14 protein-coding genes are annotated in these 14,234 nt (G+C 72.0%); 6 read left to right on the forward strand and 8 right to left on the reverse strand.

Annotated features, from left to right (window positions below; genetic code table 11):
* The first annotated feature begins 71 nt into the window (after positions 1-71).
* Both ML5_RS20910 and ML5_RS20915 read left to right on the forward strand, forming a co-directional pair.
* Complete coding sequence (locus ML5_RS20910; RefSeq protein WP_013476035.1) at positions 72-1,592, forward strand: MFS transporter; 1,521 nt, start codon at positions 72-74, stop codon at positions 1,590-1,592.
* A 140-nt stretch (positions 1,593-1,732) separates the two neighbouring features.
* Complete coding sequence (locus ML5_RS20915; protein ID WP_013476036.1) at positions 1,733-2,416, forward strand: helix-turn-helix transcriptional regulator; 684 nt, start codon at positions 1,733-1,735, stop codon at positions 2,414-2,416.
* 196 nt (positions 2,417-2,612) lie between these two features.
* On the opposite strand, the gene ccsB is transcribed toward ML5_RS20915, so the two are convergent.
* Genes ccsB through ML5_RS20950 form a run of 7 tightly spaced genes read right to left on the reverse strand, consistent with a single transcriptional unit; the run spans position 2,613 to position 9,116 of the window.
* Positions 2,613-3,611 (reverse strand): c-type cytochrome biogenesis protein CcsB, encoded by a 999-nt coding sequence (gene ccsB, locus ML5_RS20920; RefSeq protein WP_013476038.1) that lies wholly within the window; start codon positions 3,609-3,611, stop codon positions 2,613-2,615.
* A gap of 57 nt (positions 3,612-3,668) precedes the next feature.
* Positions 3,669-4,130, reverse strand: a complete 462-nt coding sequence (locus ML5_RS20925; protein WP_013476039.1) for a DUF2752 domain-containing protein — start codon at positions 4,128-4,130, stop codon at positions 3,669-3,671.
* Entirely contained in the window at positions 4,127-5,794 is a 1,668-nt protein-coding gene (gene lnt / locus ML5_RS20930) for an apolipoprotein N-acyltransferase (RefSeq protein ID WP_013476040.1), read from the reverse strand. Before lnt ends, ML5_RS20925 begins: the two co-directional genes overlap by 4 nt.
* A complete protein-coding gene (locus ML5_RS20935; RefSeq protein WP_013476041.1) occupies positions 5,791-6,576 on the reverse strand; it encodes a cytochrome c biogenesis CcdA family protein in 786 nt (261 codons plus the stop codon). The genes lnt and ML5_RS20935 overlap by 4 nt, the downstream gene beginning before the upstream one ends.
* On the reverse strand, positions 6,569-7,177 hold the full coding sequence (locus ML5_RS20940) for a TlpA disulfide reductase family protein (RefSeq protein WP_030500445.1): 609 nt from the start codon (positions 7,175-7,177) through the stop codon (positions 6,569-6,571). Before ML5_RS20940 ends, ML5_RS20935 begins: the two co-directional genes overlap by 8 nt.
* Positions 7,178-7,182: 5 nt before the next feature.
* Entirely contained in the window at positions 7,183-7,533 is a 351-nt protein-coding gene (locus ML5_RS20945) for a helix-turn-helix transcriptional regulator (RefSeq protein ID WP_013476043.1), read from the reverse strand.
* Positions 7,530-9,116 (reverse strand): cytochrome c biogenesis protein ResB, encoded by a 1,587-nt coding sequence (locus ML5_RS20950; protein WP_143766998.1) that lies wholly within the window; start codon positions 9,114-9,116, stop codon positions 7,530-7,532. The genes ML5_RS20945 and ML5_RS20950 overlap by 4 nt, the downstream gene beginning before the upstream one ends.
* Before the next feature lie 365 nt (positions 9,117-9,481).
* Between ML5_RS20950 and ML5_RS20955 the strand changes: the two genes are divergently transcribed.
* Positions 9,482-10,339 (forward strand): hypothetical protein, encoded by an 858-nt coding sequence (locus ML5_RS20955; protein WP_013476045.1) that lies wholly within the window; start codon positions 9,482-9,484, stop codon positions 10,337-10,339.
* Between the two features lie 63 nt (positions 10,340-10,402).
* Here ML5_RS20955 and ML5_RS20960 read toward each other — a convergent pair whose 3' ends face one another.
* Entirely contained in the window at positions 10,403-11,764 is a 1,362-nt protein-coding gene (locus tag ML5_RS20960) for a hypothetical protein (protein WP_013476046.1), read from the reverse strand.
* Between the two features lie 304 nt (positions 11,765-12,068).
* Here ML5_RS20960 and ML5_RS20965 point away from each other — a divergent pair, with 304 nt between their 5' ends.
* From ML5_RS20965 to ML5_RS20975, 3 genes are read left to right on the forward strand one after another with little or no spacing between them, the layout of a single operon-like run.
* Positions 12,069-12,416 (forward strand): helix-turn-helix transcriptional regulator, encoded by a 348-nt coding sequence (locus ML5_RS20965; protein WP_013476047.1) that lies wholly within the window; start codon positions 12,069-12,071, stop codon positions 12,414-12,416.
* Positions 12,413-12,949, forward strand: a complete 537-nt coding sequence (locus tag ML5_RS20970) for a signal peptidase II (protein WP_013476048.1) — start codon at positions 12,413-12,415, stop codon at positions 12,947-12,949. The genes ML5_RS20965 and ML5_RS20970 overlap by 4 nt, the downstream gene beginning before the upstream one ends.
* Entirely contained in the window at positions 12,939-14,150 is a 1,212-nt protein-coding gene (locus ML5_RS20975; RefSeq protein WP_013476049.1) for a sodium/hydrogen exchanger, read from the forward strand. Before ML5_RS20970 ends, ML5_RS20975 begins: the two co-directional genes overlap by 11 nt.
* Positions 14,151-14,234 lie beyond the last annotated feature (84 nt).

Here is a 14,234-nt window from a genome sequence, read left to right on the forward strand (position 1 = left end):
ACAACATAGTTGAACGATGAAGGGGATGGTCGGGCGTGACGACAAGGGGTGGTGCCGCGGTCGGATCTGCGGTGCCGGTGGACCCGCGGCGGTGGTGGGCGCTGGCGGCGATCGTGCTGACTGCCGTCACGCTCGGCTTCGATATCACGATCATGAATGTGGCGTTGCCGACGATTGCGTCCGCTTTGGACGTGGGGACGTCCGGGCTGCAGTGGATGGTCAACGCCTACGTGCTGGTGCTGGCCGGGCTGATGTTGACCTGCGGTGCGCTGGGTGACCGGTGGGGACGCAGAAAGCTGCTGCTGGTCGGATTGGGTCTGTTCGGTGCCGCCTCGGTGGCGGCGACCTGGGCCGACACCGCCGCGATCGTGATCGCCGCCCGCGCGGTGATGGGTGTCGGCGGCGCGATCATCCTGCCGGTCGCGTTCGCGGTGCTGCCGGCGCTGTTCCCGCCGCACGAGCGGGGCAAGGCTGTCGCGGTGACCGTGGCGGCCACCGGCGTGGGCATCCCGCTCGGCCCGCTGATCGGCGGCTGGCTGCTAGACCACTTCTGGTGGGGTTCGATCTTCCTGATCAACATTCCGATGGCCGCGGTGGCGATGCTGGCCATCGTGGTGCTGCTGCCCGAGACGCGTGACCCCCACCCGCCGCGACCCGACGCGCTCGGCGCGGTGCTGTCCACCGCCGGGCTGGTCGCGCTGGTGTACGGGTTCATCGAGGCTCCCGGCCGTGGCTGGAGCGCCCCCGTTGTCGTGGTCGCCCTCACTGCGGCGGTGGTGCTGTTGGCGGGGTTCGTGTGGTGGCAGCTACGCACCGATCAGCCGATGATCGACCTGCGGCTGTTCGGCCTGCGGCAGTTTCTCTGGGGCAGCGTCGCCGGCATGCTGGTGACCTTCGGCCTGCTCGGGATGCTGTTCGTGGTGCCCCAGTATCTGCAGCTGGTCAAGGGGTTTGATCCGTTCGGCACCGGGCTGCGCCTGTTGCCGATGATCGCCGGGTTGGTGATCGGGGCGTCGGCCGGCGAACGGATCGCCGCTCGTGCCGGCTACCGGATCCCGATCACCGCGGGCCTGCTGATCCTCGCCGCAGGGCTGGCCGCAGGAGCGACCACCGATCTGGACAGCGGGTACGGGTTCGTCGCGGCCTGGCTGGCCGCCGTCGGGCTGGGCATCGGCATGGCGTTGTCTCCGGCGATGGACGCCATCCTCGCCGCCCTGCCACCGCAGCGGTCCGGCTCCGGCACCGCGGTCACCATGACGCTGCGCCAGGTCGGCGGCGCGCTGGGCATCGCTCTGCTCGGCAGCGTTTTGTCCCAGGGCTACACCGCCCGCCTGGACACCACCGGCCTGCCGACCGCAGCGGCCAAAGCCGCGGGTGAGTCCCTCGCCGCAGCCCTGGCCGTCGCCGCCCGCCTCGACAACCCGGCACTGGCTGCCGACGCGAAGGCCGCCTACCTCCACGGCATGACCCTCGTTCTGGTGGTCTGCGCCGTGATCGCCCTGCTCAGCGCCGTGGCCATCGCCGTGCTCATGCCGGGCCGCCGCCCGTCCGCCGGGCTCACCCCTTCGCCGGAGCGCAAGGTGCCGGCGTGAACAGCATCAGCACCGCCGCGCCGACCGGCGGACCGCGACAGCCCACTGCCCCTACGCCCGCCGCTCCTCAGACAGCCCGCGACGCCCGGACACCCGCAGGCGGTGGCTGGGCCGGCACTCTCACCACCGAACCAGGGGTCATGGCCTACACCGGCGTCATCGGAGCGGCCCACGCACACGCCCACGCCGCCGTGCAGGTTCTTCACCTCCACGACGGCCACGTCATCCTGCGCGACGCCACCGGCGCCACCCGCGCCGCCACCCGCGCGATCATCCCCGCCGGGGCGCGTCACGAAATCGTGACCACCACAGCCGCGACCGGCGTCATGACCTTCCTCGACCCGACGAGCGCCGCCGGACATGCCGCCGCTACCGCCCTACAGCGCACCGGCGGCGAGCTGTCTGATGTCGACACGTGGCTAGCCGCCGCGGACCCTACAGGCGCCGCCACTTCGACAGACGGGCACACGCCCACGCAACGTCACCAGCATCCGGCGCTGGTGCAGGCCCTGACAGCCGCACCGAACCTGATCGGCGGTCCGATGACGCTGACGGACCTGGCCGGCCGGGTCGGCATCTCGCCCAGCCGCCTCGGGCACCTGTTCGCCGGGCAGCTGGGCCTGTCATTCCCCACCTGGCGCCGTTGGACCCGCCTGCAACACGCCCTACGACAGGTGTCGGCTGGAGCATCCCTGACCGTGGCGGCGCACGCCGCGGGATTCGCCGACAGCGCCCACCTGACCCGCACCTGCCGCGCCATGTTCGGCCTCACACCCACCGAAGCACTACAGGCCATCGGTTGGGACAACCAGCCAAGACCATGACGCAGGCCCTCGGTCAGCAGGTGGTGCGCCTGCTCCGCGTGGGTATCCACGGCCGGGTCGGACTGGCGTTCGCGCCGAGGGTTTGGCGAGCCTGAGGTGCGCGCTGCATTCGCTCGACTGACGGTCCGCAACGCAGGCCGATCGTCCAGCTCAGTGCATCGGACTGGGCCAGGAGCCCTCTCGTTCATTCTCTCTATCAGTTGGTTCCGGCGTAGGAGTGCAAGCCGGCGATGACGAGGTTCACGGCGAACAGGTTGAACATCATGGTCGCCCATCCGAGAATAGCGAGCCACGCGACGACGGGACGTTTGACGCTGGGGGTGGCGCGGGCGTGAAGGTAGCCGGCGTAGATCACCCAGGAGATGAAGGACCAGGTCTCCTTGGGGTCCCAGCCCCAGTACCGGCCCCAGGCGGCCTCGGCCCAGATGGCGCCGGCGACGACGGCGAAGGTCCAGATCGGGAAGGCGAGCGCGTGCATCTGGAACGTCAGCCGCTCCAGTGTCTCGGTGGCGGGGAGGTAGCGGCCGAGCGCGGAGACGAACCCGTACGGCTTGTTCGTGGCGGTGTCGCGGTCGTGGCGCAGTCGGATCAGGTAGCCGGTGGCGGCGATGAAGCCGATCAGGAAGATCCCGGACGCGATCGCGGCGGCGCTGACGTGGATCTTCAGCCAGTAGGAGTCGAGCGCTGGGACGAGCGGCCCGGCGGGTGTGTGCAGCCGCATGGCGGCCAACCCGAGCAGGGTGACGGCGGCTAGGGCGATGTAGAGCCCGACGGGACGCACCGCGGGACGGCGTGTGAGCAGCCCGAGCCAGGCCAGCACACCGACCAGGGTGACCGCGAGAACGAACTCGTACATGTTGCCCCACGGCACCCGGTCGGCGGCAAGGCCGCGGGTGACCAGACACGACGCGTGGGCTACGGCGCCAGCGCCGGTGGCGGCTACTGCCAGCCAGCCGGCCAGCCTCGACCGGCTTCCGGGCGCGGTGGCCGAAGTGGAGGCAGCGGCGCGAGTAGAGGTCGGTGGCGGGCCGGTGGGTGGGCCAGCGGTTGTGGTGGTGGCCATGGCCGGTAGGCGTGTGTCGACGGCTGGGACAGCGTGGGATCGGCGGAAGGCGTGTTCGGTGGCGTAGCCGACCATCGCGACCAGGTAGGCCAGCAGGGTGACGATGAGCAACTGGTCAGACAGTGCTGCCATGGGGGCAACCTTTCGTGACTCGGCCGGCGCTGGTCGCGTGACTTCGCCGACGCTGGGTTACTGGATGTCGGTTAGGTGCAGCCCGGTGAACGGCGGCCAGGGTAGGTTCCGCGCGATGGCGAACACCGCCCAGGACGCGGCGTAGGCAATCAGCAGCCAGCGTGGCAGCGGCAGTGCAGGCAGCCACCGCCCCATGGTGGAGGCCGTCCACCGTGCCCAGGCGTAGCCGACAACGGGCACAGCGATCAGGGCAGGCAGGTGGTGGCGGGCGGCCTCGGGCAGGTTGCCGTGCAGCAGGTGCCACATCATCCGGGTCCCGCCGCACGTCGGTCCCTGGGTGCCGGTCATCGCGGTCCACAGGCAGCCGCCACTGATGTCGGGGATCGCGTCGGTCGGATTGTGGGTGAGGACCCAGGCGACCGCGGCGGCGAACAGCGCCGCCGCGCCGAACGGCCCGGCTAGTCCCCACCAGCGCGGCGGCGCCGACGGGCCGCCGCCATAGGGTGAAACGCTGCTCATACGGCCTCCCGCGTGGGTTCGGTGATCTGGCGACCACCACGCTCGGTGACTCCGCCACCGCCAGCGGGCGTGATGGTGGTGTGGCGTACCCGGGCGGAGGCGAGCAGCGCGGCGACGGCGGCAGCCACCATGGCCCACTCCGGGGCGGAGCCCACCCGGGTCGCCATGGTGATGGCTGTGGCGAGGCGCACCTGGCGCACGAGTACCGCCTGGGTGTTCATGGTGGTGGCGTCGTGCGTGGTGGCGTCCGGGTCGACGAACGCCGAAATCCCGACGGTGGAGGCCATGAGGGCGGGGCGGCCGTGCTCGACCGCCCGCAGTCGCACCATGGCCAGCTGTTGGCTGGCCTCGGCGTAGTTGAAGGTGGCGTTGTTGGTCTGTACCGCCAGCAGTTGCGCGCCGCCGGTGACGGTGTCGCGAACCAGGCCGTCGTAGGCGACCTCGAAGCAGATCACGTCACCGACCCGGACACCGCCGATGGGTAGCACGCCGGGGGTGGTGCCGGCGACGAAGTCGGCGCGGACCCGATCAACGAGCGTGGTGACGCGCCGCACGAGTGGTCGCATCGGCACGTACTCGGCGAACGGCACCGGGTGACGTTTGACATAGGTGTCGGTCGGCCCGGCGGTGGGGGTCCATACCAGCCCGGCGTTGCGGACCTTGCCCTGGCCGGGGCCCTGCAGCACGGCGCCGACCAGGATCGGGGCGCCGATCGCGTGGGCGGCGGCGTCGATGCGGGCGGCGGCGTCGGGGTTGAGCAAAGGGTCGATGTCGGAGGAGTTCTCCGGCCAGATCACCAGTTCCGGGCGCGGCTGGCGGTGCTCGCGTACCGCGTCGGCGAGCTGCAGCGTGGCGGTGACGTGGTTGTCCAGCACTGCCCGGCGTTGGGCGTTGAAGTCCAGGCCCATGCGCGGCACGTTGCCCTGCACGACCGCGACCACCACCGTGCGGTCGGCCGCCGTCGGCAACGGCACCAGCGCGGCGAAGGCCATCACCGCGGCGGCGAGGCCACCGAGCAGACCGGCGTGGACCGCCCGCCGCGACAGGCCGGCACCGGTCCGTACCGACAGCCGCCACACTGCCATCGCGAGCAGTCCACCGGCCACGGCGACCGTGAAGGTCACCAGCGGTGCGCCGCCGAGCGAGGCCAGCCGCACGGTGGGCGCGTCGGCCTGGCTGAATGCCAGCCGTCCCCACGGGAACCCCCCGAACGGGGTCCGTGAGCGCGCGGCCTCCTGCGCCACCCACAGCAGCCCCGTTACCAGTGGCCACGCCCACCTGGCCCGGTCCACGAGGGCGCTGGCATAGGCGGTCGCGGCGCCGAGCAGCGCCAGGTACAGCGACTGCAGTGTGGCCAGTAGCAGCCACGGCCACCAACCGACCTGCAGGCCGGTGAAGCTCAGCAGCGGAACGAAGAACACCAGACCGCACACCATGCCCAGTGCGGCACCGGCACGCGCCGGCCGGCCGTGGACGGCCAGGGCCAGCAGCGCCACCCCGACCGGGGCGGCCCACCACCAGCCGTACGGTGGGAACGCCACCAGCAGCGCCAACCCCGCCGTGGCCGACGCGGTGAGCGCCCACGCCGTGGACACCCCCCGCACCCCACCGTTCTGATCCGCCACGGCGACGACGGCCGGCGGGGATACGACGGGGGTGGTCATATGCCGACCTGGCCGGGTCCGACGGTGGCGCGCAGCCAGATGGTGAACGTCGACCACCAGCCGGTCATCAACGCCACCCCCACCACGACGAGCAGCACCCCGCCCACGCGGGTGATGGTGCGGCTGTGCCGCCGGGCCACCGCCAAGGCGGCCAGCACCCGGCGCAGGCCCAGGCCGAACAGCACGAACGGTGCGCCCAGCCCGACGCAGTAGGCGACGGCCAGGGCCACGGCCCGCCCGGTGGTCCCATCCACCGCGGCCAAAGCCAGCACCGCACCGAGGGTGGGGCTCACGCACGGCACCCAGCCGACGCCGAACACGACACCGAGCAGCGGCGCCCCGGCGAGCCCGGGCGCCGGCAGCCGTCGTAGCCGCCGTTCGTACTGGGCCGCTGGCACCAGGCCTAGGAAGCTGAGGCCCAGCACGACGGTCAGCGCGCCGGCGATGATCTCCACCGTGCGGGCGTGGACTAGCAGCAGACGCCCTGCGCTGGCGACGGTGACCGCGGTGAGGATGAACACGACGGTGAATCCGGCGACGAACAGCAGCGTGCCGGCCAGCAGCCGTCCCCGAGCCGGGCGCCGCGTCATCGTGTTCACCGTCCCCGCCGCGGCTGAGGTGCTCACGTCCTCGCCGGCCATCCCGGTGACGTAGGAGACGTAGCCGGGGACGAGGGGCAGCACGCACGGCGACAGGAAACTGGCCAGCCCGGCGAGCGCGGCCACGCCGAGGGCGAGCAGCAGCGGACCTGACGTCGCCACCCCGGCGAACATCTCACCCATCGCCGCCACCGGCCTCGCCCGCGATCTGGCGGACCAGCGGTTCCAGCTCCCGCTGGCTGACCACCTTGCGCAGCACCACCGCGACCATGCCCTTACGGTCGACGATCACCGTCGCGGGGATCGTGTTGGGTGACACGTCGGTGAACCCGAGCGCGACCCGCCCGGCCGGGTCGAACAGGCTCGGGTACAACTCCCGGCCCTCGACGAACGCTTTCGCTTGGTCGCGGCCGTCGCGCAGGTTGACCCCCACGAACCGCACCCCGAGGTTCTTGGTCGCCGTGAACGTGGCGTTGAGTTCGCCGGCCTCGGCCCGGCACGGTGCGCACCACGACGCCCAGAAGTTCACCACGGTCACCTGGCCGTCAAGGGTGGCGGCGTCGAACCGGCTGCCGTCGAGCAGTTCACCGCCCAGCCGTGGGGCCCGCGCCCGCTCGGCGGGCGGATACACCACGCTGGCCCCGGGGTCGACGCGGCCGGTGTCGGCGCCCTGCACCACCGCGGTGCTCGCCTGCCCGCCGTCGCGGGTCGGTCCACCCGCGCAACCGGTCGCCGCCAGGATCACCGCCGCCGACAGGGTCGCCGCGGCCAGCCGCCAGGACATTCCGGTCACCGCGGCCTCCTGCCCTGTTCGGCGCACAGCGTGACCGGATGCCCGCCGTCGGCCAACAGTTCCTCCGCGGCCCGCAACAGTGCCTGCAGGCGCGGGGAGGCCAGCCGATACCACACCGACCGGCCCGGTCCCGGCCGGCTGGTGACCAGGCCGCAGTCGCGCAGGCAGGCCAGATGCCCGGACACACCGGACTGGCTGGCCCCCACCGCCGACATCAGCTCGGAGACGGTCCGCTCGCCGTCGCGTAGCGCGGTCAGCAGCGCCAGCCGAGTTGGTTCGGCCAAGCCCCGAAACAGTCGCGCGGCGACCTGCACGTCGTCCCGCGACGCCACCTGCGGTATCGTCACCGGGCGACGTTATCAGCCGAAGCTGATACTGCCTCGTCCGGGACCGGCATGCTGTCCTCGGTCGTCATCCGGTCGGTAGCCTGCTCGTCGAGTTGGGTGGGGACCGCCGCGCGGGCGGCCGCCGTCAGAGCGGCGAACTCGGCGTTGAAGCCGGGGTAGTCGCTGCGGGGCAGGCCGCCGGCGGTGATGGCGCAACCGTCGGGTGCCGGGGTGATCCGGAACCACAGGCGCCGCCGCCGGACGGTCAGCGTGCCGACGAGGCCGGCCATCATGAGAACGGCGGCGGCCAGCACGATTGGCTCGCCCGGATCATGGCGAACGGTCATGGCGATCCACCGCCGGGTGCCGAGGAACTCCAGGGTCGTGCCGTCGTCGAGGGTCCACCGCTCGCCCGGCCGTAGCATCTTCGCCGGCCCGGGTAACTGCGTGAGCCGGCCGTCGGCCAGGGCGCGGCGCGGCACCTCGTACACCGACTGGGGTATCCCGGTTTCCAGGCCCAGGTTGCCCCGGTAGGCGGTCAGCAGCAGGCCGGGCGCGTTCTCGGCCGGGTGCGCGGACAGCGCCGGCGGCCCCGTTGCCGGGACCGTGGGCACGTACACGCCGGAGAACGCCGCCTGCGCGTCGGTGGACCGGGTGCCGGTACGCGGGTCGGCGTTGGCGTCCGGGAACAGCGCCGCGCCTTCGCTGGTGACTGCGGCGTCGATCGGCAGGAACGGCGACACGGAGGTTTGGGCCCGCCCCTGCCGGTCGGTGTAGCGCAGCACCGGGGCGTAGCCGTGCCCGAGCAGATACAGGTTCGCCCCGTCGAGCCGCAGCGGCGTGTTGACCTCCAGCACGTGCCGGCCGCCGTTCTGCTGCGGCGTGGACCAGGTCACGTCGGCGCGGAACACGGTTGGCTGGCCGTTGTCGAGGAACTCGGCGTGGAACCGGTTCAGCTCGACGCAGAAGCCCGGCAGGTCGCGTGGCTGCAGCTGCGGCCCGAGCCCGTACTCGTCGAACTGCTGCAGATTGGTGCAGAACCCGGTGTCCGGTCCGGCTACCACGATCCGGTTGCCGTACCAGCCCCACCCGTACCCGTACGCCACCCCGGCCAGCAACGCCAGCAGCGCGAGGTGGAACGCCAGGTTCCCGGTCTCCTTGAGGTACCCCTTCTCCGCCGCGACGGTCACCTCGTCGCCGTCGGCGCGGACCGCCACGCGGAAACGCCGCGACCGCAGCAGCCCCCGCACCCGTACCGCGGCCTCGGCCGGCGCCAGGGCCGACTGGCCCACCCCAGTGTGGGCCGGCAGCCGGCGGAAGTGCCGCGGCGCCGGCGGCGGACGACGCCGCAGCGCGGCCACGTGCTCGCGCAGCCGTGGTGGCAGCACACCCACCAATGAGGTGAACAAGAGCAGGTAGATCGCCCCGAACCAGGGCGAGGAGTACACGTCGAAGAATCCGAGGCGGTCCAGCCACCTGCTCAGCTCGGGATTGGCTGCTCGGTACGCGTCGACCTTCTCCACGCCCAGGTTGCGCTGCGGCAGCACCGAACCCGGCACCGCGGCCACAGCCAGAAGGAACAGCAGCACCAGCGCCGTACGCATGCTGGTCAACTGCCGCCACCAACGGCGCGCCAACCCCAGCCCGACCGTCACGCCGCGTCGCTCCACCAGGTTCCTCTCACCCCGAACCGCCAGCGATTCATCGCTGGCGGCCGACGATAACAGTCTCACCTGATGCCACCCGCCGGTGGCCAACCTCCGCCTACAGAAGTGCCCGCCCGTCCGGTGCCGCCGGCCGCCGCGTTCAGCGCACGGTCGATGTGTCTGGATCACCGTCGACCCGCCGCGTCTGACACCGCCGGTTCGTGGCGGGGCGATCAATCAGAGGTTGCGGTGTTGACACGGCTCGTAGGCGCCCTCCCGGCCTGGGATGGTCCCCGGCGGCGGATGTCTGCCAACATGGCCGCGTGACGAACCACCGGTCCGATCTGCCAACGGAGAACCACGCCGGCTTCCGCAGGAAGGGGGCGGGACGGCGCTGGCTCGTGGCCAGCGCAGCGGTGTGGGCCGTGCTGTTGATGGCTGCAGCCGGGTTCTCGGCGCGCCACGATGCGCCGACGGTGCGGGAGCAGCGAGACCTCGCCGCCGCCGACACGGTGGTCGACACCGCGCTGGGCGCAGTGTTGGCTGCCGCTCACCCGTGGCCGGTCCTCGAGATCACGTCCGACCTGGTCTCACCAGGGTGCCGCATCACCCCGTTCCGTGACGGCGCCAGCCTCAGCCGCCGCCTGCTGCTTGCCCTGCCCGAACACCACACCACCGACGCCTTGACCCTGTTGGCGCAGCGCCTGCCCGCAGGGTACCGGGCCAGCGTGGCGGCATCGCCCGGCGCGGCGCCGACGCTGCAAGCCGACGCGGGCGGTTTCGTCAGCGTGCGCGGGATCGCCAGCGCGCCGGACACGATCACGGTGACCGTCGACAGCGGTTGCCGGCCGCCGGCGCGGCTGGCCCCCGCACCGTCGGTGGACGAACGCGACCGCGCCGTGCTCGCGCCGGTCGCCGCCGCACTCGGCGGGTCGGCGGATCAGTTTTCCGCGGTGCAGGTGCCGTGCCCGGGCGGCGGCACGGCCCGCGCGGTGACCGCCACTGTCGCCGGGGTGCCGGTGCAGCAGCGATGGGCGCCGGCCCTGCGTGCGATCTCCGAGGGGACCGTTGTGCTGGTGGACGATGCTGCCCGCTTCGCCTACCGGACCGCCACGGGCACCGTGACGGTCCGGCGCGACAGTGACCGGCTTGCGGCCACCGCCGTTACCGGTTGCCCATAACCGCTCCGGGCATGTCGACGCGCCGCGCACCGGTGTAGGGACCGTCGGGGCCTGCATCGACAGCTAGTGCAGCGGAATGATGGTGGGGTACTTGCCTCCCGGCGACGCCTGTGGCGGTTCCCCGCCGCGTTCGGTGCTCACGTGGGAGAGGTCGTGCGTGGCGAGCAGGCGGGTGATCGCGGCGTGCACGGTTCGCCACAGCTGGTCCGGGTCGGCGTCGGCGGCTGGTCGCAGGCGTACCCGCAGGGTCGTCGGCGTGGTCTGCGCGATCTGGTACAGGTCGATGCCGGGTATGGGTTCGAGGGTCGTGGCGAAGGCCAGCGGCGCGATCGCGACGGTCCCGCCGTGTGCGGTGGGGAAGGTGAGCAGGTCCGCGGCGCGGCCCTGGACGCGGAGTGCGGGCAGGGGATTGCCGCAGGGGCACGGGTCGGGGCGTTGCAGGACGCTGTCGCCGAGGTCGTAGCGCAGGATCGGCTGGATGCGGTTGGCGAGGTTGCTGATCAGCACAGTGTGCGAGGGTTGGCCCGGCGGGGTGGGTCGATGGTTGACGTCGACGGGTTCCACCACGACCCAGTCGGCGTTGACGTGCAGCCATCCGTGCTGGCAGCTGTAGCTGAGGAACGGGCACTCGGTGGCGGCGTAGCTGTTGGCTACCGTGGTCCGCAGCGTCCGGGCGATGCGGTCGTACTCGGATAGGGGCAGACCCTCGGCGGACAGCATCGTGAGCACCGGGTTGATGTGCAGGCGGCCGGCTGCCTGCTCGCTGGCCAGCAGCGCGGCGGTGCTGGCGTAGGAGGCGAGCAGTGCGGGCTGGAACCGGTTGAGCGCGTCGACCAGGTCGGGCAGTGGCGTGGTCACCGGCAGCACCTGGACGCGGTTGCCGCGGCGCCGCTGCAGCCGGACGGCGGCCACGGTCGAGGCGAAGTGTCCACCGGCCGCGTTCACCATGGTCATCCTTGCGCGGCGGGCGAGGATTCTCGGCAGGTCCCGTGGACGCAGCCAGGCGCCCACCACGCGAGCGGCCAGCACGTTGGTCACTCGAAGGGCGGCGTCGTCGATGAGAAACACACCCCGGGTGCCGGTGGTCCCGGACGTGGTCGCCACCGTGTAGCGGTCGAGGAATCGTTCGCCGATCAGAGCCGGGTTGTCGACGAAGGCGTCGACGGCCTCCCGGGTTACGGCGCGGTCGGTGCCCCACGCGTCGAACTCGGCCATCAGCTGCCCTTTGGTGGTGGCCGGCAGCAGCGTCGGGTCATCGACGCCGGGCGGAACCTGCCGGTACAACTCGCGGTAGAACGGTGAGTAGGCGCGAGCGAAGGCCACCATGTCTCGCAGGCGGGCACGCTGGCGCTGCTCGATGCTGGCGGCGCCTCGTCGCATCACCCGCCGGGTGTCGCGCAGCAGCCACCACACGGAATCGTCCATCAGGCGTGCCTACCATGTGCTGCGCCGAACTGTCGTCCTCCCGCGGCGCTGGGTTGACGGTTCGCGGGGGCTGGCCGGCCGAGCCACCCACAGGGACGTCGTGGCCGGCCGGTGCCGCAACCGGCCGTTGCGCCGATTGGCCCCGCCCCGGCCGTCTCGACGTGATTGCGCCGATTCGCGGCGTTTGGCTGAAGCCGCTGCGAGGAAGCACAAGACTTATCCATGACACCACCTCTACATCATGAAGCGGCGATGTGATCGCCATCTCGCGATCTTCGCCGGCCTGGTGCGGTAGCATCGCCACATGGCGATGACACAGGAAGTGGAGCGGGAGGCCCTCGCGCCCGCCGCGGCGCTGTTCCGCGGGCTCGCAGACCCGACCCGGCTGGCGATCGTGCGCCGGCTGGCCGGCGGTGAGGCGCGGGTGGTGGACCTCGTTCGGGAGTTGGGGTGGGCGCAGTCGACGGTGTCGGCGCATCTGGCCTGCTTGCGGGACTGCGGACTGGTGGACTACCGCGCGGTCGGGCGCCAGTCCTTCTACTTCCTGACCCACATGGAGCTGATGGACCTGCTGGCGGCCGCCGAGTCGCTGCTGGCCGCGACCGGGGAGACAGTGGCGCTGTGCCCAACCTACGGCGACGGCCCCCGGTGACCGCCGTGCAGACCCCGCCGCAACGTGTGGCGTGGCTGGCAGGCGCGGCGGTGACGGCGCTGGCGGTGGACGTCGCGTCCAAGAGCGCCGCTGTGGCGTGGCTGCCGGGCCGCAGCGTCGATCTGTTCGCCGGGCTGGCGCTTCGGCTGACCCGCAACCCGGGCGCGGCGTTCTCGATCGGCACCGGCATCACCCCGGTCTTCACGGTCGTGGCGGTGGCCGTCATCGCGGGCATCTCCTGGTACGGGCGCAAGGTCACCCATCGCGGGTGGGCGGTGGCGCTCGGCCTGATCGCGGGCGGGGCGGCCGGGAATCTGGTGGACCGGCTGTTCCGGTCCCCGGGTCTGGGCCGGGGGCATGTGGTCGACTTCCTGCACCTGGACTGGTGGCCGACGTTCAACCTGGCCGACAGCGCCCTGATCTGTGGGGTGGCGGTCGCGATGTGGCTGAGCCTGCGCAACGTGCCTCTCAGTGTGCCAGCGGCCGATGACAGCGCGGTTTCCACCAGCGCGGGGGCAACCGGTGAGCGCTGAGATCGAAACGACCGTCAGCGGGCGCGGCGCCGCGGGCCGCATCGTCCTCGCCCTGGCCGTCGCCGCCCCGGCGGTGATCGTGCGGCTGGCCGGGGTGGAGCTGGCACCGGTGGCGGCGATGGTGGTGTTCGGGGCTGCGGTGTTGGCCTCGGTGGCGCTGCTGATGTGGGCGTCGGAGGCCGCCCGGGTGGACATCTCCGGCAGCCTCGCGCTGGCCATCCTGGCGCTGGTGGCGATCCTGCCCGAGTACGCGGTGGACATCTTCTTCGCCTACACCGCCGGCCACGACCCCGCCTACGCCGCCTACGCCACGGCGAACATGACCGGGGCGAACCGGCTGCTGATCGGGGTGGCGTGGCCGCTGCTGGTCGCCTTCGCGATCTTCGCGGTGCGCCGCCGCCGGGTGCGCGGCGAGCGCGACAGGGTCACCTTGGCGCCGCATCGGCGCACCGAGATCGTGTTCCTCGCCGCCGCCACCGTCTACGCCCTGGTCATTCCGCTGACCGGCCGGCTGGCCTGGTACGACACCCTGGTGCTCGGTGGCCTGTTCGCCGCCTACCTGTGGCGCATCCGCGGCAACGAGGAAGGCGTGGAGGAACTCGCCGGTGTCGCGGCCACCGTCGCGGCGCAGCCTGCCGCCCGCCGCCGTGGCCTGGTCGCCGCGCTGTTCGTCGCCGCCGGCGCGATCATCCTCGCCGCGGCGGAGCCGTTCGGTGACTCGCTGGTCGCCGCCGGCGCCGATTTGGGCATCGACGAGTTCCTGCTGGTGCAGTGGCTGGCCCCGATCGCCTCCGAAGCGCCGGAGGTCATCGTCGCGATCACGTTCGCGCTGCGCGGCCGGGCCGACGACGGCATGGGCGCCCTGCTGGCCGCCAAGCTCAACCAGTGGACCCTCCTGATCGCCTGCCTTCCCATCGCGTATTACCTGGGTGGCGGCGAGTTCGCCGGGCTTCCGCTGGACGCCCGGCAGACCGAGGAGCTGGTGCTCACCACCGCCCAGACCCTGCTCGGCGTGGCCGTGCTGGCCGACCTGCGGCTGACCCGCGGTGAGGCGCTGCTGTTGTTCGGCCTGTTCGCCGTGCAGTTCGTGCTGCCCGCACCCAACATCCGCTACGTGATCGCCGCCGTCTACACCGTGCTGGCCGTCGCGCTGCTGATCCGGCAGCGCCGGCACGTCCCCGCCCTCATCAAATCCCTGTAACCCCAGTTCAGAGAGGACCCGTGACCATGACTGCCACCCCTCGACCCGGCAGCGCCCCTGCCGCCGTCGCACGACGAGCAGGTG

Origin of the sequence: Micromonospora sp. L5, assembly GCF_000177655.2 — a bacterium.
GTDB classification, from domain to species: Bacteria; Actinomycetota; Actinomycetes; order Mycobacteriales; family Micromonosporaceae; genus Micromonospora; species Micromonospora aurantiaca.